General features: G+C 70.3%; 25 protein-coding genes and 2 tRNA genes. 17 read left to right on the forward strand and 10 right to left on the reverse strand.

The genetic code is table 11. From position 1 onward, the window contains the following. Positions 1-124: 124 nt before the first annotated feature. Genes EOINJALH_RS22270 through EOINJALH_RS22285 form a run of 4 tightly spaced genes read left to right on the forward strand, consistent with a single transcriptional unit; the run spans position 125 to position 6,692 of the window. Positions 125-1,792 carry a DUF1302 domain-containing protein gene (locus tag EOINJALH_RS22270; protein WP_088284480.1) on the forward strand — a complete coding sequence of 556 codons (1,668 nt, stop codon included), beginning with the start codon at positions 125-127 and terminating at the stop codon, positions 1,790-1,792. 10 nt (positions 1,793-1,802) lie between these two features. Continuing rightward, on the forward strand, positions 1,803-3,152 hold the full coding sequence (locus tag EOINJALH_RS22275; RefSeq protein ID WP_088284248.1) for a DUF1329 domain-containing protein: 1,350 nt from the start codon (positions 1,803-1,805) through the stop codon (positions 3,150-3,152). A 32-nt stretch (positions 3,153-3,184) separates the two neighbouring features. Beyond that, entirely contained in the window at positions 3,185-4,285 is a 1,101-nt protein-coding gene (locus EOINJALH_RS22280; protein WP_088284250.1) for a YCF48-related protein, read from the forward strand. A gap of 10 nt (positions 4,286-4,295) precedes the next feature. Further along, entirely contained in the window at positions 4,296-6,692 is a 2,397-nt protein-coding gene (locus EOINJALH_RS22285) for an RND family transporter (protein WP_088284252.1), read from the forward strand. Between the two features lie 14 nt (positions 6,693-6,706). Here the strand turns inward: EOINJALH_RS22285 and EOINJALH_RS22290 are convergent. After that, positions 6,707-6,783 (reverse strand) — tRNA-Ile (locus tag EOINJALH_RS22290). Between the two features lie 74 nt (positions 6,784-6,857). Further along, positions 6,858-7,886 (reverse strand): heat-inducible transcriptional repressor HrcA, encoded by a 1,029-nt coding sequence (gene hrcA, locus EOINJALH_RS22295; protein WP_088284254.1) that lies wholly within the window; start codon positions 7,884-7,886, stop codon positions 6,858-6,860. A 73-nt stretch (positions 7,887-7,959) separates the two neighbouring features. On the opposite strand from hrcA, the gene EOINJALH_RS22300 reads away from it, so the two are divergent. Genes EOINJALH_RS22300 through EOINJALH_RS22315 form a run of 4 tightly spaced genes read left to right on the forward strand, consistent with a single transcriptional unit; the run spans position 7,960 to position 12,087 of the window. Beyond that, complete coding sequence (locus EOINJALH_RS22300) at positions 7,960-8,835, forward strand: NAD kinase (protein WP_088284256.1); 876 nt, start codon at positions 7,960-7,962, stop codon at positions 8,833-8,835. 2 nt (positions 8,836-8,837) lie between these two features. Then, positions 8,838-10,520, forward strand: coding sequence for a DNA repair protein RecN (gene recN / locus EOINJALH_RS22305; RefSeq protein WP_088284258.1), 1,683 nt, complete (start codon positions 8,838-8,840; stop codon positions 10,518-10,520). A gap of 20 nt (positions 10,521-10,540) precedes the next feature. Then, positions 10,541-11,464, forward strand: a complete 924-nt coding sequence (rapZ, locus tag EOINJALH_RS22310; protein WP_088284482.1) for an RNase adapter RapZ — start codon at positions 10,541-10,543, stop codon at positions 11,462-11,464. After that, positions 11,461-12,087, forward strand: coding sequence for an LON peptidase substrate-binding domain-containing protein (locus tag EOINJALH_RS22315; protein WP_310732330.1), 627 nt, complete (start codon positions 11,461-11,463; stop codon positions 12,085-12,087). Before rapZ ends, EOINJALH_RS22315 begins: the two co-directional genes overlap by 4 nt. 19 nt (positions 12,088-12,106) lie before the next feature. Here EOINJALH_RS22315 and mutY read toward each other — a convergent pair whose 3' ends face one another. The 3 genes from mutY to mutM all read right to left on the reverse strand — a co-directional run bounded on the left by mutY (position 12,107) and on the right by mutM (position 16,168). Continuing rightward, a complete protein-coding gene (mutY, locus tag EOINJALH_RS22320; protein ID WP_088284262.1) occupies positions 12,107-13,189 on the reverse strand; it encodes an A/G-specific adenine glycosylase in 1,083 nt (360 codons plus the stop codon). Then, positions 13,186-15,198 (reverse strand): dynamin family protein, encoded by a 2,013-nt coding sequence (locus tag EOINJALH_RS22325; RefSeq protein WP_088284264.1) that lies wholly within the window; start codon positions 15,196-15,198, stop codon positions 13,186-13,188. The genes mutY and EOINJALH_RS22325 overlap by 4 nt, the downstream gene beginning before the upstream one ends. 130 nt (positions 15,199-15,328) lie before the next feature. After that, a complete protein-coding gene (mutM, locus tag EOINJALH_RS22330) occupies positions 15,329-16,168 on the reverse strand; it encodes a bifunctional DNA-formamidopyrimidine glycosylase/DNA-(apurinic or apyrimidinic site) lyase (protein WP_088284266.1) in 840 nt (279 codons plus the stop codon). 51 nt (positions 16,169-16,219) lie between these two features. Here mutM and EOINJALH_RS22335 point away from each other — a divergent pair, with 51 nt between their 5' ends. The 6 genes from EOINJALH_RS22335 (at position 16,220) to EOINJALH_RS22360 (ending at position 21,363) form a co-directional block, all read left to right on the forward strand. Continuing rightward, positions 16,220-18,034, forward strand: coding sequence for a tetratricopeptide repeat protein (locus EOINJALH_RS22335; RefSeq protein WP_234413987.1), 1,815 nt, complete (start codon positions 16,220-16,222; stop codon positions 18,032-18,034). 10 nt (positions 18,035-18,044) lie between these two features. Further along, positions 18,045-18,566, forward strand: coding sequence for a lipoprotein insertase outer membrane protein LolB (locus tag EOINJALH_RS22340; protein WP_088284270.1), 522 nt, complete (start codon positions 18,045-18,047; stop codon positions 18,564-18,566). 5 nt (positions 18,567-18,571) lie between these two features. Then, positions 18,572-19,447, forward strand: coding sequence for a 4-(cytidine 5'-diphospho)-2-C-methyl-D-erythritol kinase (gene ispE, locus EOINJALH_RS22345; RefSeq protein ID WP_199873459.1), 876 nt, complete (start codon positions 18,572-18,574; stop codon positions 19,445-19,447). 39 nt (positions 19,448-19,486) lie between these two features. Continuing rightward, positions 19,487-19,563 (forward strand) — tRNA-Gln (locus EOINJALH_RS22350). A gap of 50 nt (positions 19,564-19,613) precedes the next feature. Further along, on the forward strand, positions 19,614-20,576 hold the full coding sequence (locus EOINJALH_RS22355) for a ribose-phosphate pyrophosphokinase (RefSeq protein ID WP_088284274.1): 963 nt from the start codon (positions 19,614-19,616) through the stop codon (positions 20,574-20,576). A 106-nt stretch (positions 20,577-20,682) separates the two neighbouring features. Beyond that, complete coding sequence (locus EOINJALH_RS22360; RefSeq protein WP_088284276.1) at positions 20,683-21,363, forward strand: 50S ribosomal protein L25/general stress protein Ctc; 681 nt, start codon at positions 20,683-20,685, stop codon at positions 21,361-21,363. Between the two features lie 139 nt (positions 21,364-21,502). On the opposite strand, the gene ald is transcribed toward EOINJALH_RS22360, so the two are convergent. Beyond that, entirely contained in the window at positions 21,503-22,618 is a 1,116-nt protein-coding gene (gene ald / locus EOINJALH_RS22365) for an alanine dehydrogenase (protein WP_088284278.1), read from the reverse strand. A gap of 97 nt (positions 22,619-22,715) precedes the next feature. Here ald and EOINJALH_RS22370 point away from each other — a divergent pair, with 97 nt between their 5' ends. From EOINJALH_RS22370 to EOINJALH_RS22380, 3 genes are read left to right on the forward strand one after another with little or no spacing between them, the layout of a single operon-like run. Continuing rightward, positions 22,716-23,657: a LysR family transcriptional regulator ArgP gene (locus tag EOINJALH_RS22370; RefSeq protein ID WP_088284280.1), complete on the forward strand. Its 942-nt coding sequence runs from the start codon at positions 22,716-22,718 to the stop codon at positions 23,655-23,657. 8 nt (positions 23,658-23,665) lie between these two features. After that, on the forward strand, positions 23,666-24,274 hold the full coding sequence (pth, locus tag EOINJALH_RS22375; RefSeq protein ID WP_088284484.1) for an aminoacyl-tRNA hydrolase: 609 nt from the start codon (positions 23,666-23,668) through the stop codon (positions 24,272-24,274). Continuing rightward, positions 24,271-24,720: a hypothetical protein gene (locus tag EOINJALH_RS22380; protein WP_144290133.1), complete on the forward strand. Its 450-nt coding sequence runs from the start codon at positions 24,271-24,273 to the stop codon at positions 24,718-24,720. The genes pth and EOINJALH_RS22380 overlap by 4 nt, the downstream gene beginning before the upstream one ends. Before the next feature lie 37 nt (positions 24,721-24,757). Here EOINJALH_RS22380 and EOINJALH_RS22385 read toward each other — a convergent pair whose 3' ends face one another. From EOINJALH_RS22385 to hisF, 4 genes are read right to left on the reverse strand one after another with little or no spacing between them, the layout of a single operon-like run. Then, on the reverse strand, positions 24,758-25,024 hold the full coding sequence (locus EOINJALH_RS22385) for a YfhL family 4Fe-4S dicluster ferredoxin (RefSeq protein ID WP_088284284.1): 267 nt from the start codon (positions 25,022-25,024) through the stop codon (positions 24,758-24,760). 7 nt (positions 25,025-25,031) lie between these two features. Beyond that, entirely contained in the window at positions 25,032-25,538 is a 507-nt protein-coding gene (gene coaD, locus EOINJALH_RS22390; RefSeq protein WP_255407136.1) for a pantetheine-phosphate adenylyltransferase, read from the reverse strand. A 31-nt stretch (positions 25,539-25,569) separates the two neighbouring features. Beyond that, positions 25,570-26,196 carry a 16S rRNA (guanine(966)-N(2))-methyltransferase RsmD gene (rsmD, locus tag EOINJALH_RS22395; RefSeq protein WP_088284286.1) on the reverse strand — a complete coding sequence of 209 codons (627 nt, stop codon included), beginning with the start codon at positions 26,194-26,196 and terminating at the stop codon, positions 25,570-25,572. Next, positions 26,193-26,972, reverse strand: coding sequence for an imidazole glycerol phosphate synthase subunit HisF (hisF, locus tag EOINJALH_RS22400; RefSeq protein ID WP_088284288.1), 780 nt, complete (start codon positions 26,970-26,972; stop codon positions 26,193-26,195). Before hisF ends, rsmD begins: the two co-directional genes overlap by 4 nt. Between the last annotated feature and the right edge of the window lie 19 nt (positions 26,973-26,991).

The raw sequence follows: 26,991 nt of genomic DNA on the forward strand, positions 1-26,991 counted from the left end.
TCCCCACACCGAACCTGCTGCGCCACCGTATTCGCAGCCCGTCGATCACACCCCCAGCGGAGACCACGTGACCCCATCCAACTCCCCCTCTCGCGGCGCCGCGCGCCGCCCCCCGGTGCCCTGCATGCGCGCCGCCACGGCGGTCGCCGCTGCGCTGTTGCTGGCGGCCGGCGCGGGCCATGCGTTCGAGATCGACACCGGCAACCCGGATCTGGCGCTGCGCTGGGACAACAACCTGCGCCTGAACCTGGCCACGCGCGTCGAGGGCCGTGACCCGAAGATCGGCAACTCGGCCATCTCGGACGAAGGCACCTACAGCTTCGACCGTGGCGACATGGTGGCAAAGCGCGTCGACCTGCTCAGCGAGTTCGACCTCGTCTACCAGAAGCGCCATGGCCTGCGCGTCAGCGCCACCGCCTGGTACGACGGCGCCTACGGCAGCCGCAGCCGCGCCAACCCGAACCCGCCGCTGGCCGGCATCCCCAGCTACATCGGCAACCAGTACAGCAGCACCATCAAGCGCCTGTACCGCGGCGGCACCGGCGAGGTGATGGACGCCTTCGTCTTCACCGGTTTCAACCTGGGCGACGTGCCGGTCAGCGCCAAGCTGGGCCGCCACACGGTGTACTGGGGCGAGTCGCTGCTGCTGGGCGGCCACATGCACAGCGTGGCCTATGCGCAGAACCCGCTCGACCTGCAGAAGGGTTTCGCCACGCCCGGCACCGAGGCCAAGGAACTGTTCCGACCGCTGAACCAGTTGTCGGCCCAGGCACAGCTGACCGACACGCTGTCGGTGGCCGCGCAGGCCATGCTGGAGTGGGAATCGGCACGCTACCCCGAGGGCGGCACCTACCTGGGTCCGGTGGACTTCGCCTTCAACGGCCCCGACCGCCAGTTCGTGCCCGGCCTGGGCTTCATCGCCCGCGGCGATGCGTCCGAACCGAAGCAGCGCGGCGAATGGGGCCTGTCGGCCCGCTGGAGCCCGGCCTGGCTGGACGGCACGCTGGGCTTGTACTACCGCAAGTTCGCCGACAAGATGCCGCAGACGCTGGTCACACAGGCGCCGCCCATCGGGCCGGCGCGCTACAACCTGATCTACGCGGACAACGTCGAGCTGGTCGGCCTGAGCCTGGCCAAGAACGTCGGCGGCATCAGCCTCGGAGCCGAGCTCTCTCAGCGCCGCAACACACCGCTGAGCAGCCAGGTGCTGGGCGTCGCCATCGGCCTGCCCACTCAGGGCGAGACCAAGGGCCCGCGCGGCGACACCTGGCATGCGCTGGTGAACCTGCTGGGCACGGTGTCCAAGACGCCGGTGTTCGACGCCGCCACCTGGGCCGCAGAAGTGCAGTGGTCGCGCTGGAGCAAGGTGCGCAGCGGCGCCAACCTGTTCAACGCGGAGGGCTTCGCCCCCTGCAAGGCCAACGGCACCACCCGCACCCGCGACTGGGACCGCTTCGATGGCTGCACGACCAAGGACTATGTCGGCGTCGCCTTCGCGTTCACGCCGAGCTGGTTCCAGGTGCTGCCAGGCGTCGACCTGTCGGCGCCGCTGACCTACGCGGTAGGCGTCTCCGGCAACGCGGCCACCGTGTTCGGCGGCAACGAGGGCCTGGGCAACTACACGGTGGGCCTGTCCGCCGACGTGCAGCAGAAGTACCGCTTCGACCTGAAGTACGTCGACTACGTCGGCCGCTACCGCGACAACGGCACCGCCGTGACGACGCAGAACGGCTTCACCACCTTCCTGAAGGACCGGGGCTTCGTCAGCCTGACCTTCCGCACCACGTTCTGAGGAGCCCGCCATGACCCCCCGCATCTCGCTGCTCGCGGCCCTGCTGGCCGCCACCGTCTCCGTGCCGGCGACGGCCGCACTCAGTGCCGACGAGGCCAAGGCCCTCGGCACCACGCTCACCGCCGTCGGCGCCGACAAGTCCGCCAACAAGGACGGCAGCATCCCGGCCTACACCGGCGGGCTGACGACGCCACCGGCCGGGTTCAAGCCCGGCGACGGCATGCGCCCCAACCCCTTTGCCGGCGACAAGCCCCGCCTGTCCATCGACGGCAAGACCATGGCCGCCCACGCCGGCCAGCTGACCGAGGGCACCAAGGCCCTGCTGCAGAAGTACCCCAGCTTCCGCGTCGACGTGTACCCCACGCACCGCAGCGTGGCCTTCCCGAAGTGGGTGGCCGACAACACGGCGAAGAACGCGGTGAAGGCCAGGACCGGCAACGACGGCCGCTCGATCGAGGGCGCGCACGCCGGCTTCCCGTTCCCGATCCCGAAGACCGGCTACGAGGCCATGTGGAACCACCTGGTGCGCTTCAACGGCCAGGCCTACGAATCGAAGTACCGCAACCTGACAGTGGACGCCGGCGGCCGCGTCACGTTGGCCACCGAAGGCCTCAGCAACCAGGAGTACCCGTACTGGGACAACAGCAAGACCAGCGCCGACACCTACTGGAAGATCAAGCTCACCTACACCGGCCCGGCCCGCCGCGCCGGCGAGGCGCTGATGATCATCGACCCGCTGGACATCGGCAACAAGGACCGTCGCGCCTGGACCTACCTGCCCGGCCAGCGCCGCGTGAAGGTGGCGCCCGACCTGGGCCACGACACGCCCAACCCCGGCACGGCCGGCGGCAACACCTTCGACGACATCTTCCTGTTCAACGGCTCGATGGACCGCTTCGATTTCAAGCTGGTGGGCAAGAAGGAGATGCTCGTGCCCTACAACGCCTATGCCGCGGTGTACGGGGCCAAGCAGGACGAGCTGCTCAAGCCCAACCACCTGAATCCCGACCTGGTGCGCTGGGAGCTGCACCGCGTGTGGGTGGTGGAAGCCACGCTGCGCGAAGGCAAGCGCCACGTCTACGGCAAGCGCACCTTCTACCTCGACGAAGACTCGTGGGCGGCCGTGGCCAGCGACGCGTACGACGCGCGTGGCCAGCTCTACCGCACCGGCTTCGCCTACATGGCGCCCAGCTACGACCTGCCCGCGCCCTACACCGACATGTTCGGCCACTACGACCTGGTCTCGCGCCAGTATTCGCTGACGGGGTTCATCGCCGAGACCGGCGGCCTGCGCCACACCAAGCCGCTGCCCGACCGCGAGTGGACCGCCGACGCGCTGGCCGGCGCCGGCGTCAGGTGACGCCTCCATCGCACTGAACCGGAGACGTCACGATGCAACGCCGCACCCTGCTCCAGGGGCTGGCGGCCGGCGCGGTGTTGCCGCTCACCGGCCCCGCCCGGCCCCAGGCCAGCGCGCCGACCGCCGCACCCGCAGCCGCACCAGCAGCCACCCGCGCGCCCGCCTTCCGCGATGTGCTGGACACGCCGGCGCGGCCAAGCCCGCTGGCGCAGCGCAGCCTGCTCAGCGGCCTGGCACGGGCCGGTCAGCGCCTGGTGGCGGTGGGCCAGCGCGGCCACGTGCTGACCAGCGACGATGGCGGGCAGCAGTGGCTGGGCGCCGAGGTGCCTGTCAGCAGCGATCTGGTCGCCGTGAGCTTTCCCACCACGGACATCGGCTGGGCCGTGGGCCACGACGGCGTGGTGCTGAAGTCCGTCGACGGTGGCCGGCGCTGGACGCGGCAGCTCGACGGCCGCGGCCTGGGTGCCGTGCTGGTGGCGTTCTACGAGCGCCTGGGCGATGCCCGGTGGTTGTCCGAGGCCAAACGCCTGGCCGCGCAGGGGGCCGAGAACCCCTGGCTCGACGTGCACTTCCAGGATGCCCGCAACGGCCTGCTGGTGGGTGCCTTCGGCCTGCTGCTGCGCACCGCCGATGGTGGCCAGACCTGGGAGCCATTGCTGCATGCGGCCGAAAACCCGAAGGGCCTGCACCTGTATGCGGTGCGGCACATCGCCGGTGAGGTCTACATCGCCGGCGAACAAGGCCTGGCGATGAAATGGGACGCCACCGGTGGACGCTTCGCGGCGATGGCGCTGCCGTACCAGGGCACGCTGTTCGGCCTGGTCGGCCATGAGCGCGCCGTGCTGGCCCATGGCCTGCGCGGCAACCTGCTGCGCAGCACCGATGCCGGCCGCAGCTGGCAGGCCGTGGCCACCGGCGTGCAGGTGGGCCTGACCGCCAGCACGCTGGACGCGCGCGGCCGCATCGTCGTCGTCAGCCAGTCGGGCCATGTGCTGATCAGCACCGACGACGGCGCCAGCTTCAAGCCGCTGAAGCTGCCGCAGGCCCTGCCCGCCGCCGCCGTGGTGAGCGCCGGCCCGGCCACGCTGGCCATTGCCGGCCCGCGCGGCGTGCACACGCTGCCCCTGTCCTGAGAGAGCTGCCATGCACGCCACCACGCTCGATGACCTGCCCGCCCTGCCCGACACGCTGGAGCAGTTCGACACCCACAGCGGCTCGCTGCTGGAACGCGCAGTGTTCAACCACCGCCGCGCGGTGATGCTGGCCTGCGCGCTGGTCACGGTGCTGCTGGCGGTGCTGGCGGCCACCAGACTGTCGCTGTCGGCCAGCTTCGAGAAGATGATCCCGCGCAGCCACCCTTACATCCAGGCCTACCTGGAGAACAGGACGGAACTGCGCGGCCTGGGCAATGCGCTGCGCATCGTCGTCGAGAGCCCGAACGGCGACATCTTCGACGCCCGCTACCAGCAGACGCTGAAGCAGGTGCACGACGAGGTCTTCCTGACGCCCGGCGTGGACCGCGCCTGGGTCAAGTCGCTGTGGGCACCTGGCGTGCGCTGGACCGAGGTCACCGAGGAGGGTTTTCAGGGCGGCCCGGTGATGCCCGACAACTTCGACGGCACACCGGCCACCACCGAGCGGTTGCGCGCCAACATCGCGCGCGCCGGCATCGTCGGCAGCCTGGTGGGCACCGATTTCAAGTCCAGCATGCTGGTGGTGCCGTTGCTCGACACCGACCCCACCACCGGCGCCAAGCTGGACGTGCGGGCGCTGTCGGCCTCGCTGGAGGCGATCCGCACCAAGGTGGAGGCCGGCGGGCAGGCGAAGCTGCACGTCATCGGCTTCGCCAAGCTCGTGGGCGACCTGATGGACGGGTTGATGCAGGTGGCGCTGTACTTCGGCCTGGCCGCGCTGATCGCCACGGCCATCATCTGGGCCTATACCCGCTGCGTGCGGTCCACCGCGCTGGTGATGGCCTGCTCGCTGGTGGCCGTGGTCTGGCAGCTGGGCCTGGTGGCGGCCTTCGGCTTCGAGCTCGACCCGTACTCGATCCTGGTGCCCTTCCTGGTGTTCGCCATCGGCGTGAGCCATGGCGCCCAGAAGATGAACGGCATCATGCAGGACATCGCGCGCGGCGCGCACCGGCTGGTGGCCGCGCGCTACACCTTCCGCCGCCTGTTCCTGGCCGGGCTGACCGCGCTGCTGGCCGACGCAGTGGGCTTCGCGGTGCTGATGGTGATCGACATCGCGGTGATCCAGGACCTGGCGCTCACCGCCAGCCTGGGCGTGGCGGTGCTCATCTTCACCAACCTGATCCTGCTGCCGGTGCTGCTGAGCTACGTGGGCGTCAGCCCCGGTGCCGCGGCACGCACGCTGCAAGCCGAGAGCCCCGAGACGCGCGACCGTGGCTTCAACCGGCTGTTCACGCTGCTGGCCCGCTTCGTCGAGCCGCGCTGGGCCACCGTCACCGTCATCGCCTCGGCCCTGCTGCTGGCGGGCGGCTATGCGGTCAGCACGCACCTGAAGATCGGTGACCTGGACCCTGGCGCGCCCGAGTTGCGGGCCGACAGCCGCTACAACCGCGACAACGCCTATGTGACCGGGCACTACGCGCTGTCGTCCGACACCTTCGCGGTGATCGTCAAGACGCCCAAGGAAGGCTGCCTGAAGTACGAGACCCTGGTCGAGGCCGACCGCCTGGCCTGGACACTGCAGCAGGTGCCCGGGGTGCAGACCACGCTGAGCCTGACCAACGCGGTGCGCCAGATCACGGCCGGCAGCAACGAGGGCAGCCCCAAGTGGCTGACCATCGCCCGCAACCAGGACGTGCTGAACTACGGTGCGCAACAGGCGAGCGTCAACAACCCGGATCTGTTCAACACCGACTGCTCGGTGATGCCGGTGATCGCCTACCTGGGCGACCACCGCGCCGAGACGCTGGACCGGGTCGTGGCCGCGGCCGACGCCTTCGCCCGCGACCACGGCACGGCCGACCGGCAGTTCCTGCTGGCCGCCGGCAGCGCGGGCATCGAGGCCGCCACCAACATCGTCGTGCGCAAGGCCTGGGTGCAGATGCTGGGGCTGGTGTACCTGGCCGTGACCGTGCTGTGCTTCATCACCTTCCGCAGCTGGCGCGCGGTGGTGGTGGCGGTGGTGCCGCTGGTCATCACCTCGGTGCTGTGCGAGGCGCTGATGGTGGCCCTGGGCATCGGCGTGAAGGTGGCCACGCTGCCGGTGATCGCACTGGGCGTGGGCATCGGCGTGGACTACGCGCTGTACCTGCTGAGCGTGCAACTGGCGCAGCAGCGCGTTGGCGTGCCGCTGGCACAGGCCTACCGCGTCGCGTTGCAGTTCACCGGCAAGGTGGTGGTGCTGGTGGGCGTGACGCTGGCTGCCGGCGTGGCCACCTGGGCGCTGTCGCCCATCAAGTTCCAGGCCGACATGGGCATCCTGCTGGCCTTCATGTTCGTCTGGAACATGGTGGGCGCGGTGGTGCTGATCCCGGCGCTGTCGCACTTCCTGCTGCCGACACGGGCGTAGCGAACTGGCAAGACTGGTAGGCCGTGTTGGACTTGAACCAACGACCAAAGGATTATGAGTCCTCTGCTCTGACCAACTGAGCTAACGGCCCTTCGAAAGGCGCCCGGGGTATGCAGCCCGGGAGAACCCCCAAAGGATTGTAGGTGGGGCCCTGCGCCGGCAGGGTCAACGCGGCGCCGACAACGCGTTGGATACCAGGCGCGAAGTGATGTCGACGATCTGGATCATGCGCTCGTAGGCCATGCGCGTGGGGCCGATCACGCCCAGGGTGCCGACGACGCGGCCGTCGACCTCGTAGGGGGCGGTGACCACCGAGAGTTCCTCGAAGGGCACCACGCGGCTCTCGCCGCCGATGAAGATGCGCACGCCCTCGGCGCGGCTGGACGTGTCGAGCAGGCGCATCAGCTCGGTCTTCTGCTCGAAGACGTTGAACAGCTTGCGCAGCGACCCCATGTCGTTGCCGAAGTCCTGCACGTCGAGCAGGTTGCGCTCGCCCGAGACGATGACCTGCTCGCCCTGGTCCTGCAAGGCATCGGTGCCGGCCTGCACGGCGGCTTGCATCAGCGCGGCGATCTCGCTGCGCAGGGCGTCGACCTCCACCTTCAGCCGCTCCCGCACGGCCTCGATGCTCAGGCCCGCATAGTGGGCATTGAGGTAGTTGGTGGCTTCCTGCAGTTCGGACTGGTTGTGGTCTCGCGCGGTGAAGATGACGCGGTTCTGCACGTCGCCGTCCGGCGAGACCAGGATGACGAGCACGCGGCGCTCGCCCAGGCGCAGGAACTCGATGTGGTGGAACACGTCGGCGCGCTTGGGCGCGGTGATCACCCCGACGAAGTGCGACAGGTTCGACAGCAGGTGCGCGGCCTGCGCGATGACGCGCTGCGGCTGGTCGGGCTGCAGTTGCTCACGGGCGCCAGCCAGTTCTGCCGACGCCTCGTTGAGATCCAGAGACCGTGCGGTGAGCATGGTGTCGACGAACAGCCGGTAGCCGCGCGGCGTGGGCACGCGACCGGCGCTGGTGTGCGGGCTGGCGATCAGACCCATGTCCTCGAGGTCGGCCATCACGTTGCGGATGGTGGCCGGCGACAGCTCGAGCCCGGACGCGCGCGACAGGGTGCGCGATCCCACCGGCTGGCCGTCGGCGATGTACCGCTCGACCAGGGTTTTCAGCAGGGTGCGGGCGCGTTCGTCCATGGGGTGAATCATTGTACGGACACACCCTGGGGCAGGCCCGCGCCCCGAGGAGCGCTGTGGTGTAATTCCTCGCATGACTGGCCGCTTCCAACATGCCGCGCTGGTTGGCAAATACCAGGCCGAGGGCATTCGGTCGGTGCTCGAGGACATCGCGCACTTCCTGGTGCGCCAGGGCCTCGAGGTGTCCTTCGAGCAGCAGACGGCGCTGAGCACCGGCGTCACCGACTTCGGTGCGCTGACGGCCGACCGCATCGGTGCGCAATGCGACCTGGCGGTGGTGGTGGGCGGCGACGGCACCATGCTGGGCATCGCCCGCGAGCTGGCGCGCCACAACGTGCCGCTGGTGGGCATCAACCAGGGCCGCCTGGGCTTCATCACCGACATCCCGATCGGCCAGTTCCGCGAGGCGCTGGCACCGATGATCGCCGGCGACTACGAAGAAGACTATCGCGCCATGCTCGAAAGCGAGGTCTGGCGCGACGACCAGTGCATCTTCGAGGGCCTGTCGATGAACGACGTGGTCGTCAGCCGCGGGGCCACCGCCAGCATGGTCGAGCTGCGCATCGACATCGGCGACGAGTTCGTCGCCAACATGCGCTCGGACGGCCTCATCGTGTCCTCGCCCACCGGCTCCACCGCCTACTCGCTGTCGGCCGGCGGCCCAATCCTGCACCCGGGCATCGCCGGCTGGGTGGTGGTGCCGATCGCCTCGCACACGCTGTCCAACCGGCCCATCGTGCTGCCCGACGCCGACGAGGTGCGCATCACCGTGGTGGCCGGGCGCGACGCCTCGGCCAACTTCGACATGCAGGGGCTGGCCAGCCTGCTGCACGGCGATCAGATCCGCGTGCGGCGCTCGGCGCACAAGGTGCGCTTTTTGCACCCGCGGGGCTGGAGCTACTACGCCACGCTGCGCCGCAAGCTGCGCTGGTACGAGGGAGTGGTCTAGCCGTGCTGCGCCGACTGTCCCTGCGCGATTTCGTCATCGTGCCGGCGCTCGAGCTGGACTTCCACGCCGGCTTCTCGGTGCTCACCGGGGAAACCGGCGCCGGCAAGTCCATCCTGGTCGATGCGCTGCAGTTGGCCCTCGGCAGCCGGGGCGATGCGTCGGTGGTGCGCGAAGGCGCGGCACGCGCCGAGATCAGCGTCGAGTTCGACGCCGTGCCGTCGATGGCCGGCTGGCTCGACGAGGCCGGCTTCGCTCAGGACGATGCCTTGCTGCTGCGCCGCACGATCGACGCCCAGGGCAAGAGCCGCGCCTGGATCAACGGCAGCGCAGCCACGGTGGCCCAGCTCCGCGAGGCGGCCGACCGCCTGGTCGACATCCACGGCCAGCACGCCTGGCAGAGCCTCACCCGGCCGGCCGCCGCCCGCGCGCTGCTCGATGCCCAGGCCGGGCTCGACACCACGCGGCTGGCCGCCTGCTTCGCCGAGCGCAAGGCGGCGGCCGACGCGCTGGAACGCGCTCAGGAGCGGCGCGACGAGATCGACCGCGAGCGCGAGCGCCTGGCATGGCAGCTGGCCGAGCTCGACAAGTTGGCGCCGGCCCCCGGCGAGTGGGACGAACTCGACGCCGAGCACCGTCGACTGGCCCATGCCCAGGCGCTGATGGACGCGGCGCGCTCGGCCCTCGATGCCGTGGCCGATGCCGAACCCAACGCCGAAGGGCTCAGCGCCCAGGCCCTGGGCCAACTGGAGGACGTGGCCTCGCACGACGAGCGCCTGGCCTCGATCATCGAAGCCTTGCAGGGCGCGGTGGCGCAGTTGCGCGACGCCTCGCATTCGCTGGCCAGCTACCTCGACCACGCCGATCTCGACCCGCGCCGCCTGGCCGAACTCGACGCCCGCATGTCGGCCTGGATGGGCCTGGCCCGCCGACACCGCCGGCCGCCGGCCGACCTGCCTGCGCTGCAGGCGCAATGGCGCGACGAACTCAAGGCGCTGGACGCGACCACCGACACCGTCGCGCTCGAGCAGGCGCTGGCCACCGCCGACCGCCGCTACCGCGACGAGGCCAGCCGCATCGGCGCCGCCCGCCGCCGTGCCGCCGCCCCGCTGGCCACGGCCGTGACGCAGGCCATGCAGGCGCTGGGCATGGCCGGCGGCCGCTTCGACATCGCCATCGAGCCGCTGGCCCAGGCGCAGGCGCAGGGGCTCGAGTCGATCGAGTTCCTCGTCGCCGGCCATGCCGGCAGCACGCCGCGGCCACTGGCCAAGGTGGCCTCCGGCGGCGAGTTGTCTCGTCTCGCGCTGGCCATCGCCGTCACCACCGTACAGGGCGGCGCCGGGGCCGGCACGCTGATCTTCGACGAGGTCGACGCCGGCATCGGCGGCGCCGTCGGCGACGCGGTGGGTGCGCTGATGAAGCAGCTCGGCGCCGCGCGCCAGGTGCTGGCCGTCACCCACCTGGCCCAGGTGGCGGCCTGCGCCGACCACCATTTCGTGGTGTCGAAGTCGGCGCACAACGGTGCCACCGCCAGCCAGGTGCAACTGGCCTCGCGCGAGGCGCGGGTGGTCGAGATTGCCCGCATGCTGGGCGGCGAGCGCATGGCCGACACCAGCCTGGCCCACGCGCAGGCCATGCTGCAGCAGGGCCCAGCCCCGAAGCCCCACCGCCCCCGGAGCAAGGCATGAACGGCAGCGCCGACGACACCATGACCGATACCCTGGGCGGCACGCTGCCGGCCCTCCCGCCCGGGCCCGGCGGTCCGCGCGAACTGGTGCTGATCTCCGGCATCTCGGGGTCGGGCAAGTCCGTCGCGCTGCACGCGCTGGAAGACGCCGGCTACTTCTGCGTCGACAACCTGCCGCCCGAGCTGTTGCGCAGCTACATGCAACTGCAGCATCCGCGCTATGTCGAGCGCGTCGCGATCGCGGTCGATGCACGGGCCGCGCGCTCGCTGCCGGCGCTGGTGCCGCTGATCGCCGAGCTGCGCGCCGAGGGCGTGCAGATCCGGCCGCTCTTCCTGGATGCCAGCACCAACACGCTGGTGCGGCGATTCTCCGAGACGCGGCGGCCGCATCCGCTCAGCCACCCGGGCCAGAACGAGACCGCGCAGCACGCCCTGATCGAGGCCATCGAGCTGGAACGCCTGTTGCTGGCCGAACTGCGCGAGGTTTCCACCGTCGTCGACACCAGCACGCTGCGCCCGGCCGGGCTGCGCGCCCAGGTGCGCGACCTGGTGTCCGCGCCGCACGACCGCCTGACCGTCGTGTTCGAGTCCTTCGCCTTCAAGTACGGCGTGCCGCTGGATGCCGACTACGTGTTCGACGTGCGCATGCTGCCGAACCCTTACTACGTGCGCGAATTGCGCCCGCTGTCGGGCCGCGACGAGCCGGTGGCCAAGTACCTGTCCGAGCAGCCCGAGGCGGACGAGATGCTGTCGCAGATCGAGGTCTTCCTGCGGCGCTGGCTGCCGGCGCTGGCCACCGACCAGCGGGCCTATGTCACCGTGGCCATCGGCTGCACCGGCGGGCAGCACCGCTCGGTCTACATCGTCGAGCAGCTTGCCCGGCGCTTTGTCGGCCGCAACAACGCCATCCTCACCCGCCATCGCGAACTGGACGCCATCGATTGAAAGCCCGCACGACGCTGATGCCGGCCCTGCCCCTGTTCCCGCTGAAGGCCGTGCTGTTCCCGGGAGGGCTGCTGCGGCTGAAGGTGTTCGAGGCCCGCTACCTCGACCTCGTCAGCCGCTGCCTGCGCGACCGCGAGCCCTTCGGGGTCGTCTGCCTGCGCCAGGGCGGCGAGCTCCAGGTGGGCAGTGACGGCTCGAAGGTGCGATTCGAAGGCGTCGGCGTGCTGGCCCATCTGCTGGACGTCGATGCCGAGCAGGCCGGCATCCTGCAGGTGTCCTGCCAGGGCGGGCAGCGCTTCCGCCTGAAGACGCCGAGGCAGCGGGCCGATGGGCTGTGGTTCGCTGACGCCGACCTGCTGGTCGACGACGACCCGCAGCCGCCCTCGGCCAACCTGGCGCCGTCGGTGGCGGCGCTGAGCAACGCGATCGAGGCGCTGTCGGGCCAGGGACAGCACCCGTTCATCGAGCCGCACCACCTCGACGATGCCGGCTGGGTGGCCAACCGCTGGTGCGAGATCCTGCCGATCTCTTTGGCCGCCAAGCAGAAGCTGATGGAACTGGACGAGCCTGCGCTGCGGCTGCAACTGGTCGACGACTTCCTGCGCGGCAAGGGCGTCGTGTAGCCGAACCGCCGGCGACGCGTCAGCCTGCAGCGTCGCCGCCGCCGAACGGCAGCGGGCCTTCGAACCAGCGCCGCACCGGGGCCGGCAGCCCGAGCGACAAGGCCTCGTCGGACGTGGCCCAACGGCCGTCGGGCAGGCTGCGCTGCAGGCGCTCGCGATCGGCCGGCGGCAGCCGGTGCGGCCAGCGCCAGGCCACGGGTTGCAGCAGCCAGTCGCGGTGCGTCAGCACATGCGTGATCGCCGGCAGCCGGGCCGTGTCGCCCGGCCAGCCGGCGGTGAAGGCCGCCAGCGCCGCCTCGTCGGCGAACTCGGGCAGCGTCCACAAGCCAGCCCACACGCCGGTGTCCGGCCGTTGCACCAGCCATGTGCGGCCCCCGTGCATCAGCCACAGCAGCAGGTTCGAGCGCTGGTGGCGCTTCAGCCGGCGGGTCTTCACCGGAAAGTCCGACGGGCGCCCCTGGGCCCGGGCCACGCACAGGTCGGCCAGGGGACAGCGCTCGCACTGCGGTTGGCGCGTGGTGCACAGCGTCGAACCGAGGTCCATCAGCCCCTGCGTGTACGACTCGATGCCCTCGTCCGGCAGCAGCGCCTCGGCACGCGCCCACAGCGTGCGCTCGTGGCGCGCCTCGGCCAGGTCGTCGGCAAAGCCCAGGGCCCGCGTCAGCACGCGCTTGACGTTGCCGTCGAGGATGGCCACCCGCTCGCCAAAGCAGAAGGCGGCGATGGCCGCTGCGGTGGACCGGCCGATGCCAGGCAATTGCGCCAGCGCGGCCGCCGACGGCGGGAACGCGCCGTCATGCTCATGCACCACGGCCAGCGCACAGCGGTGCAGGTTGCGGGCGCGGCTGTAGTAGCCCAGCCCGCTCCACAGCGACAGCACGTCGTCCAGCGGTGCGGCGGCCAGCGCCGCCACATCGGGGAAGCGCTCGAGAAAGCGTTGGTAGTAGCCCAGCACGGTGACCACCTGGGTCTGCTGCAGCATGATCTCGGACAGCCACACCCGGTAGGGGTCGCGGGTGCGTTGCCAGGGCAGTTCATGGCGCCCGTGCGCGCGCTGCCACTCGACCACCCGTGTGGCCAGGCCCGGGGCCGGGCCGGTCATGCCGCGCCGCGGGAACCCTGGCTGGCCGCCGGGCGGACGAGTTCGAGCCGCGGGCCATGCTCGGCAGCGGCCTCGGGCCTGCCGCTGCGCGGCACGGTGGCGGCAAGGATGCGCAGCCCGTCCACCGTCTCGGCGATGCGTTCGGCCACCTGCTGAAGGTGCGAATCCTGCGAGGCCACCTCGTCGATGCGGCGTTCCAGCTCGGTGCCGGCGAGCTGGATGCGGTTGAACGCATCGCGCCGGCTGCTCAGGCCGCGCCGACGCTCGCGCAACTGGGATTCCATCTGCGTGGTGGTGGTCTTGCCCCACAGCTCGACCTCGACCGCCGCGTTCTCGAACACCACCCGCAGGCGCGACAGCAGCACCTGCATGAATTGCGACAGGAAGCCCGGCTCCGACAGGCGCCAGAGCTTGGTCACGCCGAAGTACTGCCCGTAGGCCTTCTCGATGCGCTTGAGCTCGCGACGGTAGGCCGCCAAGGCGGGCCTGGGGCCGGCGGCCAGCGCGAATCCGTGTTCGGCATTCAACTGGCGGTGGCCCGCGGCCAGCATCTGGTCGATCTCGTCGATGCCGGTTTCCGCGGCGTCGAACATGGCGTGCAGGCGCAGCCCCAGCTGATTGAAGGCGCGCCCCGCGCCGAGACGGAACAGGCTGGCCTCGCTGTCGCTCTGCATGCGGGCCACCTCCTGGCGCACCCGGTCGGTGGACAACTGCTGCATCACCTCGGCGATCTGGCGCGTGTGCACCGAGCGCAGCGCCGTGAGGCGCGGCAGGCAGTCGTCGAACATGGCCGCGTCGGCTTCGAAGCGGCGGTTCATCATCTGCAGCTTGGCGCCGCTCTTGCCCCGCAAAGACGACAGCTCGGCCAGTTGCTCGGCCATCTGCCGGCGGCGGTCGTTCAGGCGGCGCAGCGCGGTCTGCTGCAGAAACAGCACGCCGTCCTCGACCAGCCGGCCGATCACCGCGCCGCGCTCCGGCAGCAACTGGTTGGCCAATGCTTGCTCGAGCGCGGGCAGGCCACTGGCCTGCAGCGCCGCCCCATCGGAGGCCAAGCGGGCGTTCAGGGCCTGCCGGGCCGACATCGGGAACACGCGGTCCACGGGCACGGCCAGCGTGGTCGCCACCTGCTCCACCTGCCGGCGGACCTGGCCGGCGATCTGCTCGGCGGTGAGCAGCGGGTCGTTCAAGGTGTCCACCTTGTTCAGCACGACGAAGCGCTCGAGCGCCCGGTCGCCGAGGTGGTCGCGCCAGATCGACAGGTCGGACCGCGTGACGCCCGCATCCGCGGCCAGCAGGAACACGGTGGCATGCGCCGACGGCAGCAGCCCGAGGGTCAATTCGGGCTCGGCGCCGATGGCATTGAGGCCCGGTGTGTCGATCACGACCAGGCCGCGCCGCAACAGCGGGTGCGGGTAGTTGATGAGCGCGTGGCGCCAGCAGGGCACCTCGACCTGGTCATCGTCGTCGCGCGGGGGGTTGTCCTCAGGATGCTCGTCGTCCCAGAAGCCCAGTGCCCGCGCCTCGTCGAGCGACACGCGCTGGACGCGGGTGACCTGCTGCAGCGCGCGGGCCAGGCCCTCGGGGTCGCCCAGCGGGAGCGTCAGGCGCTTCCATGCATCGGCCCGGTTCCGCAGGGTCGAGACAGTCAGGCCCTCTCGCCGCGTGGCGATGGGGAGCAGGCTCAGGTGGGCCGACTCGGCCGGGTCCCAGGCCAGCTCGACCGGACACATGGTGGTCCGGCCGGGCGTGGCCGGCAGCACGCGACGGCCGGCGTCGGTGAAGAACAAGGCGTTGATCAGCTCGGACTTGCCGCGCGAGAACTCGGCGACGAAGGCCAACACCAGGCGGTCACTGGACAGCCTCTGGCGAAGCGTCTGCACCAGGGCCGCGCCGTCCGGGTCGAGAACGTCGTGATCGGCGAGCTGCAGGCCGAACTGCTCGATGCGCCGGTCGAGGGCGCGTCGCCAGTCGGCAAGCGAATCCAGGTCACGGGACAGGTTGGTGGGCATTCGAGCTGTCGCCAGTCAAAGTGTGCGCCAGTTCATGCTAGCGCATGGTCCCGGTCGAACCGACTGAAGAAACAACTGCTGACAGGCAATATGTCATCCCGCGATGGGATGACAGGGTCGCGCAACTGGATCAGCGCCGCTGGCAGCCAGGGCAGAAGTAGGTGGACCGCTGAGCCTGCACGATGCGGCGCAGCGTCTGGCCGCAGCGCGGACAGGGCGCACCGTCGCGGCCGTAGACCTGGGCCTCGTCCTGAAAGGCGCCGCTCATGCCGTGGGCGTCGCGGAAGTCGCGCAGCGTCGATCCGCCCAGCTCGATGGCCCGTCCCAGGGTCAGGCGCAGCGCGTCCAGCAGCCGTTCGCAGCGCACGGGTCCGATGCGATCGCAGGGCGTGCGCGGATCGATGCCGGCGCGAAACAGGGCTTCGCTGGCGTAGATGTTGCCCGCCCCGACGACGACGTCGCCGGCCAGCAGCGCCGTCTTGATGGGTGTGCGGCGGCCGCGCAACCCGAGGCGCAGCGCCGCTGGCGTCAGCGCAGGGTCGAAGGGTTCCATGCCCAGCCGGGCCAGCAGCCGGGCCGCCGGGTCGACGCCCAGCCCGTCGGACCACACCACGGCGCCAAACCGCCGTGGGTCCGTCAGGCGCAGGGTGCCTCGGTCGGACTGCAACTCGAAGTGCACATGCGGGCCGGCCGGTGCCGCTGCACCCGGGGGGGCGTCGTCCAGACCCAGCGACCCGGACATGCCCAGGTGCAACAGCAGGCCGCCCGTGCGCTGCACACCCTGCAGCGGCAGCCAGAGGTACTTGCCCCGGCGGGACATCTCGCCCGCCTGCAGACCCACCAGCGCCTCGGGCACGCAGCCCAGCGGCCAGCGCAAGGGCTTGCCCAGCCGCGCCTGCCGCACCACCGCACCGTGCAGGCGTCCGGCGAGTGTGGCACGTGTCACTTCGACCTCGGGCAGCTCGGGCATCCAGGGATTATGGGTGCCGCCTAGAATCGATCGCTCATGTCAGGAGCTGCGATGAAGAGGTCGAAGTGGGTCCGCGGTGCCAGCTGGCGCGCGGCCTTGGCGGGCGCGGCATGGGCCTGGTGTGCGTCGGCAGCCGCCGCCACCGAACCGCCGCAGAACTCGTCGCTCGATGCGCCGCTCTTCTACCAGTTGCTGATCGGCGAGATCGAGTTGCGGTCGGGCCGGGCCGGCAACGCCTATGAAGTGATCCTCGACGCCGCGCGGCGGAGCAACGATCCAGCGCTTTTCCAGCGCGCCGTGGAGATCGCCCTGCAGGGGCGTGCCGGTGATCAGGCGCTGGCCGCCGCACGCTTCTGGCGGCAGGCGGTGCCCACCTCCACCGACGCGCTGCGTTACCAGACCCAGCTGCTGTTGGCGCTCAACCGCATCGACGAGATGGCCGAGCCGCTCGCCGCCTGGCTGGCGGGTGCCTCGGTGATCGAACGGCCTGGGCTCATCGCCGCCCTGCCCCGCATCCTGCAGCGCGCCAGCGACCGCGCCAAGGCCTCGGCGGTGGTCGAGAGCGTGCTGCTGCCTTACCGCGATGCGCCCGAGACGCGGGTGTCGAGCCTCGTCGCCTCGGGCCGCATGGCGCTGGCTGCGGGCCAGGCCGACCAGGCCCTGGCGCTGGCGCGCCGCGCCCATGACGACGAGCCGTCGGCGTCCGGTCCGGCCCTGCTGGCCCTCGACCTGTTGCCCGGCCTGCCCGAGGCCGAGCGCCTGGTCACCGCCTACTTTGCGCGCCCCGGCGCCGAGCCGGCGGTGCGCCTGGCCTACGTGCGCATGCTCACCCAGTCGCAACGGTATGCCGATGCCATCGCGCAGCTCGAAATCGTCACCCGCGACAAGGCCGAACTCCCCGAACCCTGGCTGACGCTCGGTGCCCTGCACATCGAACTCAAGCACCCACGGGAAGGCGAAGCCGCTCTGAAGCGCTTCATCCAATTGGCCGGCAACGAGCTGCCTGTGGCCCCCGCGCCCGTCGCGCCGTCTGCCGCTGCTGCTGCCGCCGACGACAACGACGACGACGAGCCCGCCCCAGCACCGTCGCCGCAGCCGAGAGACCTGACGCAAGCCTGGCTGCTGCTGTCGCAGGCGGCCGAAATGCAGGGCGACATGGTGGCCTCCGAGGCCTGGCTGGCCAAGGTCGACAGCCCGCAGCGTGCACTCGAAGTCCAAAGCCGCCGCGCCACGCTGCTGGCACGCCAGGGCAAGGTGGCGCAGGCCCGCGCCATGATCCAGTCCGCGCCGGAACGCACCGGTGATGACGCGCGCGCCAAGTTGCTGGCCGAGGCCCAGATGCTGCGCGAAGTGAAACTTTGGCGCGAGGCGTCCGACGTGCTGCAGACCGCCAACCAGCGGCACCCCAACGACGCCGACCTGCTCTACGAGCAGGCGATGATCGAGGACAAGCTCGAGCGCTACGACGACATGGAACGCCTGTTGCGCCGGGTCATCGAGCTCAAGCCGGACCACCCCCACGCCCACAATGCGCTGGGCTACTCGCTGGCCGACCGCAAGGTGCGGCTGCCCGAGGCGCGCGACCTCATCCGCAAGGCCCTGGCCCTATCACCGGGCGACCCGTTCATCACCGACAGCCTGGGCTGGGTCGAGTTCCGCCTGGGCAATGGCGACGAGGCCCTGCGGCTCCTGCGCCAAGCCTGGAGCTCGCGCCCGGACACCGAGATCGGTGCCCACCTGGGCGAAGTGCTGTGGGCTCTGGGCCAGCAGGACGAAGCCCGCCGCATCTGGCGCGAGGCCCGCGGTCGCGATGCCGCCAACGAGGTGTTGCGCGAAACCCTGGCCCGGCTGAAGGTGGGCCTGTGAAGGCTCGCGCATGACCTTCGCATCGCGGCCGCTGGGGGCCGCGATGCTGGTGCTGTTGCTGGCGGGCTGCGCCAGCCGCCCAGCGGCACCGCCCCCCGACCTGGCTGGCCGGCTGGCCATCAAGGTCGATGGCCAATCGGACCGCAACCTCAGCGCCAGCTTCGAACTCGGCGGCACCGCACGCGAAGGGCGCCTGCAGCTCGGCGGACCGCTCGGCACCACCGCGGCCCAGGCCGGCTGGGCACCGGGCGAGGCCTGGATCGTTGCCGACGGCAAGCGCACCGACTACCCCGACCTCGACAGCCTGGCCGCCGCCACGCTGGGCGAGGCCATCCCGATCGCCGCGCTGTTCGACTGGCTGCGCGGCAAGCCGTGGGACGGCGCCCCCAACACCCCCCGGGCCGACGGCCGACCGGGCTTCGACCAACTGGGCTGGCGCATCGACCTGTCGCGCTTCGCCGAGGGCTGGCTCGAGGCCGTGCGCGAGGCACCGCCCGTCGTCAGCGTGCGGGCGCGCCTGGATCGGCCATGACGGCGCTGCACAGCCTCTGGGACCTGCCGGCGCCGGCCAAGGTCAACCTGTTCCTGCACATCGTGGGCCGCCGCGCCGATGGCTACCACCTGCTGCAATCGGTCTTCGTGCTGATCGACTGGTGCGACACGCTGCACGTCGAGCGTCGCGACGACGGCCAGTTGCGCCGCCACGACCTGGGCCCGGCCCTGCCCGCCGACGACCTGAGCCTGCGCGCGGCGCGGGCGCTGCAGACGGCCAGCGGCACCCGCCTCGGCGCCGACATCTCGGTGCTGAAGCGCGTGCCCTGGGGCGCGGGCCTGGGCGGCGGCAGCTCGGACGCGGCCACCGTGCTGCTGTCGCTGAACCGCCTGTGGGGCCTGCACTGGCCGCGCGAACGCCTGATGCCGCTGGCGCTGTCGCTGGGCGCGGACGTGCCCTTCTTCGTCGGCGGGCGCAATGCCTTCGTCGAGGGCATCGGCGAGCGGCTGTCGCCGCTGAGCCTGCCGCCGCTGTGGCTGGCCGTGGTGAAGCCGGCACAGGGCATCGCCACCGCAGGCATCTTCGGCGACCCGGCACTGGTGCGTGACACCGAACCTGTTATAGTCATGGACTTTCTTGCAGACGCTCAGCTATCGCAGCGGCTCGTCGGCGGATTTGGTCGCAATGATCTGCAACCGCCCGCCCAGCGCCACTGCCCAGAGGTGACCCAGGTCGCCCGATGGCTGGAGGCCCGATTCGGCAACAGCCGCATGTCGGGCTCCGGTAGCGCGGTGTTCGCAAGAGCCGGTGCAGGCGGCCAGCCCGAGGCGACTTGGGGCGCGGACGACCTCCCGCCCCAGTGGGTGGGCCGCATGTGCCGCAGTCTGCCGGCGCACCCGCTGGTCGGGTGGGCAGACTGAGACGATTTTGAAGGGTCCGGTGCGAGCCGGGTCCTGTGTAGGGGAGTCGCCAAGTTGGTCAAGGCATCGGATTTTGATTCCGACATGCGAGGGTTCGAGTCCTTCCTCCCCTGCCAAACCTCTTCAATTCCACCCCAGCAGTCCCAGCCCTGACGGAGCGCGTGCCGTGCTGTTCAACACCGTGCTGTTCACCGGCAATGCCAATCCCGCGCTCGCCCAGGAGATCGCCACCAGCCTCGGTGCCGAACTTGGCAAGGCCACGGTCGGCCGCTTCTCCGATGGCGAGGTCACCGTCGAGGTGCACCAGAACGTCCGCGCCCGCGATGTCTTCGTGGTGCAGCCCACCTGTGCGCCGACCAACGAGAACCTGATGGAACTGCTGATCATGGTCGATGCGTTGAAGCGCGCCAGCGCGCGCCGCATCACCGCCGTGATCCCCTACTACGGCTATGCGCGGCAGGACCGCCGGCCACGCTCGATGCGCGTGCCGATCAGCGCCAAGGTGGTGGCCAACCTGCTCGAGACCGTGGGTGTCGAGCGCGTGCTCACGATGGACCTGCACGCCGACCAGATCCAGGGCTTCTTCGACATCCCGGTGGACAACATCTACGCCTCGCCGGTGCTGCTGTCCGACCTGAAGAGCAAGGCCTACCCCGACCTGGTGGTGGTCAGCCCCGACGTCGGCGGCGTGGTGCGCGCACGCGCCCTGGCCAAGCAGCTGGGCAGCGACCTGGCCATCATCGACAAGCGGCGCCCGCGCGCCAACGTGTCCGAGGTGATGCACGTCATCGGCGAGATCGAAGGCCGCAACTGCGTGATCATGGACGACATGATCGACACCGCCGGCACGCTGGTGAAGGCGGCCGAGGTGCTGAAGGAACGCGGCGCCAAGCGCGTGTTCGCCTACTGCACCCACCCGATCTTCTCGGGCCCGGCCATCGACCGCATCGCCGGCAGCCAGCTCGACGAGGTCGTCATCACCAACACGATCCCGCTCACCGAGAAGGCCAAGGCCTGCAAGAAGATCCGCCAGCTCACGGTGGCCTTCCTGTTCGCCGAGACCATCCGCCGCATTTCCGACGGTGAATCGGTGACCTCGCTGTTCGCGGAGCAGAACAACAATTTCTGAGACGAAGAAACGGGCTCCATCCGGAGCCCCTCACCGTGGTGGGCCGCTGGCCCATCGCATTACCTGGGCGACCTGGTCGCGGGCGCCCATTCACTTGGAGTGAACCATGAAATTTGTCGCTTTCGAGCGCAATCTGCAGGGGACCGGAGCGAGCCGCCGCCTGCGCAGTGCTGGCAAGGTGCCCGGCATTGTCTACGGGGCCGGCGAGCCGAAGATGATCGAGCTCGACCACAACGCGCTGTACTTCGCGCTCAAGAAGGAAGCCTTCCACTCGTCGATCCTCGAGATGGAACTGGCCGGCGCCGAGCAGAAGGTGCTGCTGCGCGACTTCCAGATGCACCCCTGGAAGCAACAGGTCCTGCACATCGACTTCCAGCGCGTCGACGAGACCACCCGCGTGCACAAGAAGGTGCCGCTGCACTACTCGGGCGAAGAGAACTCGGTGGCCGTCAAGACCGACAAGTGCCTGGTCGCCCACGTGGCCACCGAGGTCGAGATCGAATGCCTGGCGATGCAGTTGCCTGAGTTCGTCGCCGTCGACCTGAGCGGCCTGGTCAAGGGCCAGTCGCTGCACGTGTCCGACATCAAGGTGCCGGAGGGCATCAAGGTCGTCCGCCACGGCACGCTGAACCCGGTGATCGTCGCCGCCACGGCGCCGAAGATCGAGGAAGAAGCGCCCGAGGCTGCCGCAGCCCCGGCGGCCCCGGCCAAGGGTGGCAAGGGTGCGCCGGCCAAGGCCGCGCCCGCCAAGACCGCCGCGCCTGCCAAGGACGCCAAGAAGAAGTGACGCATCGCAGCGGCCTGCAGGATCACCTCCTGCAAGCACCGCGAACGCAGCAAACCCCGCCTCGGCGGGGTTTGTCGTTTCTGAGCCCTATTCGCCAGCGTTGGCTGTTGAACGATCCCGCCAGGGCCGGGCAGTGGCCTCAAGCCAGCACGGACGCCACCGGCGTGTGCGCGTAACCCAGTTGCTGGGCCACCGGCTCGCAGGTCACCTGGCCGAAGGCCACGTTCAGGCCGGCCTGCAGGTGCACGTCGTCGCGCAGGGCCGCGCGCCAGCCCTTGTCGGCCAAGGCCAGCGCGTGGCCGATGGTGGCGTTGTTCAGCGCAAAGGTCGAGGTGCGCGCCACGGCGCCTGGCATGTTGGCCACGCAGTAGTGCACCACGCCGTCGACCACGTAGGTGGGCTCGGCATGCGTGGTGGCATGCGAGGTCTCGAAGCAGCCGCCCTGGTCGATCGCCACGTCCACCACCACGGCGCCGCGGCGCATGCGCGAGACCATCGCGCGGGTCACCAGCTTGGGCGCCGCAGCACCGGGGATCAGCACGCCGCCGATCACCAGGTCCGCGCCCAGCACCGCCTCCTCGACGCCGTGCGCCGTGGAGTACTGCGTGGTGATGCGGTTGCCGAAGACAAGGTCGAGGTGGCGAAGCCGGTCCACGTTCTTGTCGAGCACGGTGACCCGTGCGCCGAGGCCCACGGCCATCTGCAGCGCATGGGTGCCCACCACGCCGGCGCCCAGGATCACCACGTGGGCCGGCGGCACGCCGGGCACGCCGCCCAGCAGCATGCCCATGCCGCCCTTCGAGATCTCGAGGTGGGTCGCCCCGGCCTGCACGGCCATGCGGCCGGCCACCTCGCTCATCGGCGCCAGCAGCGGCAGGCCACCGCCGGGTCCGGTGACCGTCTCGTAGGCGACGCACACCGCGCCCGACTTCACCAGCCCCGCGGTCTGCGCGGGATCGGGTGCCAGGTGCAGGTAGGTGTAAAGGAGTTGCCCCTCTCGCAGCATCGCGATCTCGGCCGGTTGCGGCTCCTTGACCTTGACGATCATCTCGCCGCGGGCGAAGGCCTCGGCCGCATCGGTGGCAAGCCGGGCACCGGCCGCCTCGTAGGCCGCGTCGTCCAGGCCGATGGCCGTGCCGGCGCCCGCCTGCACCCACACCTCATGGCCGTGGACCAACAGTTCGCGCACGCTGGACGGGGTCAGCCCGACACGGTACTCGTGGTTCTTGATCTCCTTGGGCACGGCGATGCGCATGACAGTCTCTCCTCGGTGTTGAACGGCTCCATTGTGAGAAGCGTTCGCCCGGGAATGAAGATCCAGCGCCATTTGTGGCCGTACATTAGCAAGCCTGATGAATGCGTTCGACCCTGCAGCGCTGGAATGCCTGGCGGCCTTGGCCGATGCCGGCAGCTTCGACCGCGCGGCGCAACAGCTGTCGATCACGCAGTCGGCGGTGTCGCAGCGGCTTCGGGCGCTGGAAACCAGCCTGGGCCGGCTTCTGGTGGTGCGCTCGCGTCCGCTGCGGCTGACCGAGCCGGGCAAGGTGCTGCTGCGCTACGCGCGGCAGATGCAGGCCCTGCGCGCCGACATCTCCCGCGAACTGGGCACCGCCCGCGCGCAGGACGAACGGCTGCCGATCGCCGTGAATGCCGACAGCCTGGCCACCTGGGTGCTGCCGGCGCTCGACCCGGTGGTGCGCGCCGGCCAGCGCGACGGCTTCGGGCTCGAGTTGGTGGTGGACGACCAGGACTTCACCCACGACTGGCTGCGCGAGGGTGCCGTGCTGGGCTGCGTGAGCACGGTGGCCGAGCCGCTGCGCGGCTGCCACGTCAGCGCGCTGGGCACGATGCGCTACATCGCGGTCGCCAGCCCGGCCTTCGTCGAGCGTGAGATGCCGCGCGGCCTGAACCGCGCCAACTTCGCCAAGCTGCCCTGGCTGGTGTTCAACCGCAAGGACGACATGCACGCCACCTGGGTGGCCCAGGCCTTTGGCATCGCCGAACCCCGGCTCACACCGCGCTCGGTGCCGTCGACCGAGGCGCATGCGCGCGCGGCGGTGCTGGGATGGGGCATCGGCGTGATGCCCGAGCAGATGGCGGAGCACTGGCTGGACGCGGGCGAACTGGTGGCCCTGCATCCAGAGGTGTGGGTCGACGTGCGGCTGCATTGGCACCAATGGAAGCTGCACGCCGAGGACATGCCGGAGCCCACGCTGCGGGCCGGCGCACTCGATCGCATCGGCCAGGCCCTGGCCGATGGGGCCCGGCAGTCCCTGAGGCCGCCGCCGGGATAATGCCGGCCATGATCCGATTGATGGTCGGCCTGGGCAACCCGGGCGCTGAATACGAAGGCACGCGCCACAACGCCGGCTTCTGGTGGGTGGATGCCGCGGCGCGCAAGCTGGGGGTGCCGCTGGCCTACGACCGTGCGTACCACGGCCTGGTGGCGCGGGCCAACCTGCCAGGCGGCCCGGTGTGGCTGCTCGAGCCGCAGACCTTCATGAACCTGTCGGGCAAGGCGGTCAGCCCGCTGGCGCGCTTCTTCAAGATCGAGCCGGCACAGATCCTCGTGGTCCACGACGAACTCGACCTGCCGCCCGGCCAGGCCAAGATGAAGCTGGGGGGCAGCGCCGCCGGCCACAACGGCCTGAAAGACATCCAGGCCCAGTTGGGCACGCCGGACTTCTGGCGCCTGCGCATCGGCATCGGCCACCCCGGACACCGCGACGAGGTCGTCAACTGGGTGCTGCGCAAGCCCGCCCCCGACCAGCGCGAGGCGATCCTCGACGCCATCGACAAGTCGCTCGAGGCCTTGCCGCTGCTGATCGACGGACCGATGGACCGGGCCTTGGCCAAGGTCCACGCCAAGCCGCCGCGGCCCAAACCACCCGCCGAGGAGACGACACCATGAGGCCCATTCGACCTGCGAGCGCCGCATGGCTGAGGCGCGCACTGCCCGCCGTGGCGGCGACGGTCTTGTGGGCGACGGCATGGCCCGGGTCGGCGCAGACCACGGTGTACCGCTGCGGCCCGGACGGACGGCAGTATTCGTCGTCGCCCTGCCCGGGCGGCAAGGCCGTGGCCCTGGACGACACCCGCACCGACGACCAACGGCAGCAGGCCGAAGACGCCGCCCAGAGGGAAGCCAGGCTCGCGAAGCGGCTGGCCCGCGAACGCCGGGACCGCGAGGCCTCGGTGCGCCCGGGTGGCGCGGCGCGGCTCAATGCGGCGCCACGGCCCGTGGCCGCCGCGGCTTCGAAGCCGACGGGCGCCAAGCGCAAGAAATCCAAGAAGGGTGACGACCTGCCTCCGGGCATGACGCCACCCGTGGTGGTCGGCGGCAAGTCTCGCCAGTAGGCCGGGTGCGCGGCCCGCGCACCATCAAAGGCCGTCGTCAGGCCGTGTCGGCGGGCACCTGGGCGATCAGTTGCCGGTACTTGTCCCAGAGTTGGTCGCGGGTTTCGACGCGCTGCGGGTTGACCGGGATGCACGCCACCGGACACACCTGAACGCACTGCGGCTCATCGAAGTGGCCGACGCATTCCGTGCACTTGCCGGGGTCGATCTCGTAGATCTCCTCGCCCATCGCAATGGCCTGGTTCGGGCATTCCGGTTCGCAGACGTCGCAGTTGATGCATTCGTCGGTGATCATCAATGCCATGGTGTGCCTAGCTCTGCGGGGCTTGCGCCACGCGCTCCTTCAAGCGTCGAAGCACCGACGGTGCCACGAACTTGGAGACATCACCGCCCAAGGTGGCAATCTCGCGCACGAAGGTGCCGCTGACGAACTGGTACTGGTCCGACGGCGTGAGGAACAGCGTCTCGACCTCCGGCATCAGCTGGCGGTTCATGCCGGCCATCTGGAACTCGTACTCGAAGTCGCTGACCGCGCGCAGCCCGCGCACCACCACCTTGCCGTCGTTGGCGACGACGAAGTCGCGCAACAGGCCACGGAAGGCGACGACCTCGATGTTGCCGTAGGGCCGCGCGATCTCGGAGGCGATCTCCAGCCGTTCGGCGATGGTGAACATCGTGCGCTTGTGGTGCCCGGCCGCAACAGCCAGGATCAGCTTGTCGAACAGGCGCGCGGCTCGGCGCATCAGGTCTTCATGGCCAAGCGTCATCGGGTCGAAGGTGCCCGGGTACACGGCGATCAGCGGCTTCGGATGGTCGATCACAGGCGTCTCCTCGGGCGGCGGCGGCAGTTTAGCCGTCGCGCCGCATCAGGCAGAAGTGCACGGCGCCGGCACGGTCCTGGCGCCACAGCTGGAAACCCGTCGGCGCATCGGTCTGCGGTGCGGGCGACTCGATGTACAGGCACCCGCCCGGGGCCACCAGCGGCGCACCCGCAGCAATGGCCGGGCCGAGCAGCGTCGAATCGAACGGCGGATCAAGCATGACCAGTTCGAAGCTGCCCGGCGCACAGCGTGGCATCCAGGACAAGGCGTCCGCCGTCTCGATGCGCAGGCCCTCGGCCTTCAATCGTTGGCGGCTGAGGTGCAGGCTGCGCACCAGCGCCGTGTCGCGTTCGAGCAGCACCACATCCGCAGCGCCGCGCGAGGCCGCCTCGAAGCCCAGCGCGCCGGTGCCGGCGAAGGCATCCAGGCAGCGCCAGCCGCTGAGGTCCTGACCCAGCCAGTTGAACAGCGTCTCGCGCACGCGGTCCGGCGTGGGGCGCAGCCCGGGCCGATCGGCGATGGGCAGCTTGCTGCGCTTCCACAGCCCGCCGATGATCCGCACCTCACTCGGGCCGCGGTGTCCGCGCGTCGCTGTCGGACGCACGGCCGGGGCCAGGTCAGTGGCGCGCGGGTCAGAACGCCGGTGCGTGCTCATTGCCGCACCGGGATGCCATGGCTGGCCATCAGGGCCTTGGCCTGGCCGACCGTGAACTCACCATAGTGGAAGATGCTGGCGGCCAGCACCGCGTCGGCGCCGCCGATCTGGATGCCCTCGGCCAGGTGCTGCAGCGCGCCGACGCCGCCGGAGGCGATCACCGGCACCGGCACGGCATCGCTGACGGCGCGTGTGAGCTCGAGATCAAAACCGATCTTGGTGCCGTCGCGGTCCATGCTGGTGAGCAGGATCTCGCCGGCGCCATGGTCGGTCATCTGGCGCGCCCAGGCCACGGCGTCGAGGCCGACGTTCTTGCGCCCGCCGTGGGTGTAGACGTCCCACCCTGGGCCGCGCGCCGTGAGGTCTTCACCCTGGCGCCGCTTGGCATCGATGGCCACCACGATGCACTGGGCACCGTACTTGTCCGACGCGTCGCGGATGACCTGCGGGTTGGCCACCGCGGCCGAGTTGAAGCTCACCTTGTCGGCCCCGGCGTTGAGCAAGCGGCGCACATCTTCGACGGTGCGCACACCGCCCCCCACCGTCAGCGGGATGAACACCTGCGAGGCCACGGCCTCGATGATGTGCAGGATCAGGTCGCGCCCGTCGCTGGTGGCGGTGATGTCGAGGAAGGTGAGTTCGTCGGCCCCCTGCTCGTTGTAGCGCGCAGCGATCTCGACCGGGTCACCGGCGTCGCGCAGCTCGACGAAGTTGACACCCTTGACGACCCTGCCGCCGGTGACGTCGAGGCAGGGGATGATGCGTTTGGCCAGCATGGGCGCCTTGCTGGCCCGC

This window comes from Ideonella sp. A 288 (assembly GCF_002198735.1).
Lineage (GTDB): Bacteria > Pseudomonadota > Gammaproteobacteria > Burkholderiales > Burkholderiaceae_C > Pseudaquabacterium.

Excerpts from the sequence above, each read along its gene's own strand:
- EOINJALH_RS22380 (WP_144290133.1), top strand. The coding sequence starts at position 24,271 with ATGAGGCCCATTCGACCTGCGAGCGCCGCATGGCTGAGGCGCGCACTG.
- pth (WP_088284484.1), top strand. The coding sequence starts at position 23,666 with ATGATCCGATTGATGGTCGGCCTGGGCAACCCGGGCGCTGAATACGAA.
- rsmD (WP_088284286.1), bottom strand. The coding sequence starts at position 26,196 with ATGAGCACGCACCGGCGTTCTGACCCGCGCGCCACTGACCTGGCCCCG.
- hrcA (WP_088284254.1), bottom strand. The coding sequence starts at position 7,886 with ATGGACGAACGCGCCCGCACCCTGCTGAAAACCCTGGTCGAGCGGTAC.
- EOINJALH_RS22335 (WP_234413987.1), top strand. The coding sequence starts at position 16,220 with ATGAAGAGGTCGAAGTGGGTCCGCGGTGCCAGCTGGCGCGCGGCCTTG.
- ald (WP_088284278.1), bottom strand. The coding sequence starts at position 22,618 with ATGCGCATCGCCGTGCCCAAGGAGATCAAGAACCACGAGTACCGTGTC.
- EOINJALH_RS22275 (WP_088284248.1), top strand. The coding sequence starts at position 1,803 with ATGACCCCCCGCATCTCGCTGCTCGCGGCCCTGCTGGCCGCCACCGTC.
- hisF (WP_088284288.1), bottom strand. The coding sequence starts at position 26,972 with ATGCTGGCCAAACGCATCATCCCCTGCCTCGACGTCACCGGCGGCAGG.
- EOINJALH_RS22270 (WP_088284480.1), top strand. The coding sequence starts at position 125 with ATGCGCGCCGCCACGGCGGTCGCCGCTGCGCTGTTGCTGGCGGCCGGC.
- EOINJALH_RS22280 (WP_088284250.1), top strand. The coding sequence starts at position 3,185 with ATGCAACGCCGCACCCTGCTCCAGGGGCTGGCGGCCGGCGCGGTGTTG.
- EOINJALH_RS22285 (WP_088284252.1), top strand. The coding sequence starts at position 4,296 with ATGCACGCCACCACGCTCGATGACCTGCCCGCCCTGCCCGACACGCTG.
- mutY (WP_088284262.1), bottom strand. The coding sequence starts at position 13,189 with ATGACCGGCCCGGCCCCGGGCCTGGCCACACGGGTGGTCGAGTGGCAG.
- EOINJALH_RS22360 (WP_088284276.1), top strand. The coding sequence starts at position 20,683 with ATGAAATTTGTCGCTTTCGAGCGCAATCTGCAGGGGACCGGAGCGAGC.
- rapZ (WP_088284482.1), top strand. The coding sequence starts at position 10,541 with ATGACCGATACCCTGGGCGGCACGCTGCCGGCCCTCCCGCCCGGGCCC.
- EOINJALH_RS22370 (WP_088284280.1), top strand. The coding sequence starts at position 22,716 with ATGAATGCGTTCGACCCTGCAGCGCTGGAATGCCTGGCGGCCTTGGCC.
- EOINJALH_RS22385 (WP_088284284.1), bottom strand. The coding sequence starts at position 25,024 with ATGGCATTGATGATCACCGACGAATGCATCAACTGCGACGTCTGCGAA.
- EOINJALH_RS22325 (WP_088284264.1), bottom strand. The coding sequence starts at position 15,198 with ATGCCCACCAACCTGTCCCGTGACCTGGATTCGCTTGCCGACTGGCGA.
- EOINJALH_RS22300 (WP_088284256.1), top strand. The coding sequence starts at position 7,960 with ATGACTGGCCGCTTCCAACATGCCGCGCTGGTTGGCAAATACCAGGCC.
- EOINJALH_RS22340 (WP_088284270.1), top strand. The coding sequence starts at position 18,045 with ATGACCTTCGCATCGCGGCCGCTGGGGGCCGCGATGCTGGTGCTGTTG.
- mutM (WP_088284266.1), bottom strand. The coding sequence starts at position 16,168 with ATGCCCGAGCTGCCCGAGGTCGAAGTGACACGTGCCACACTCGCCGGA.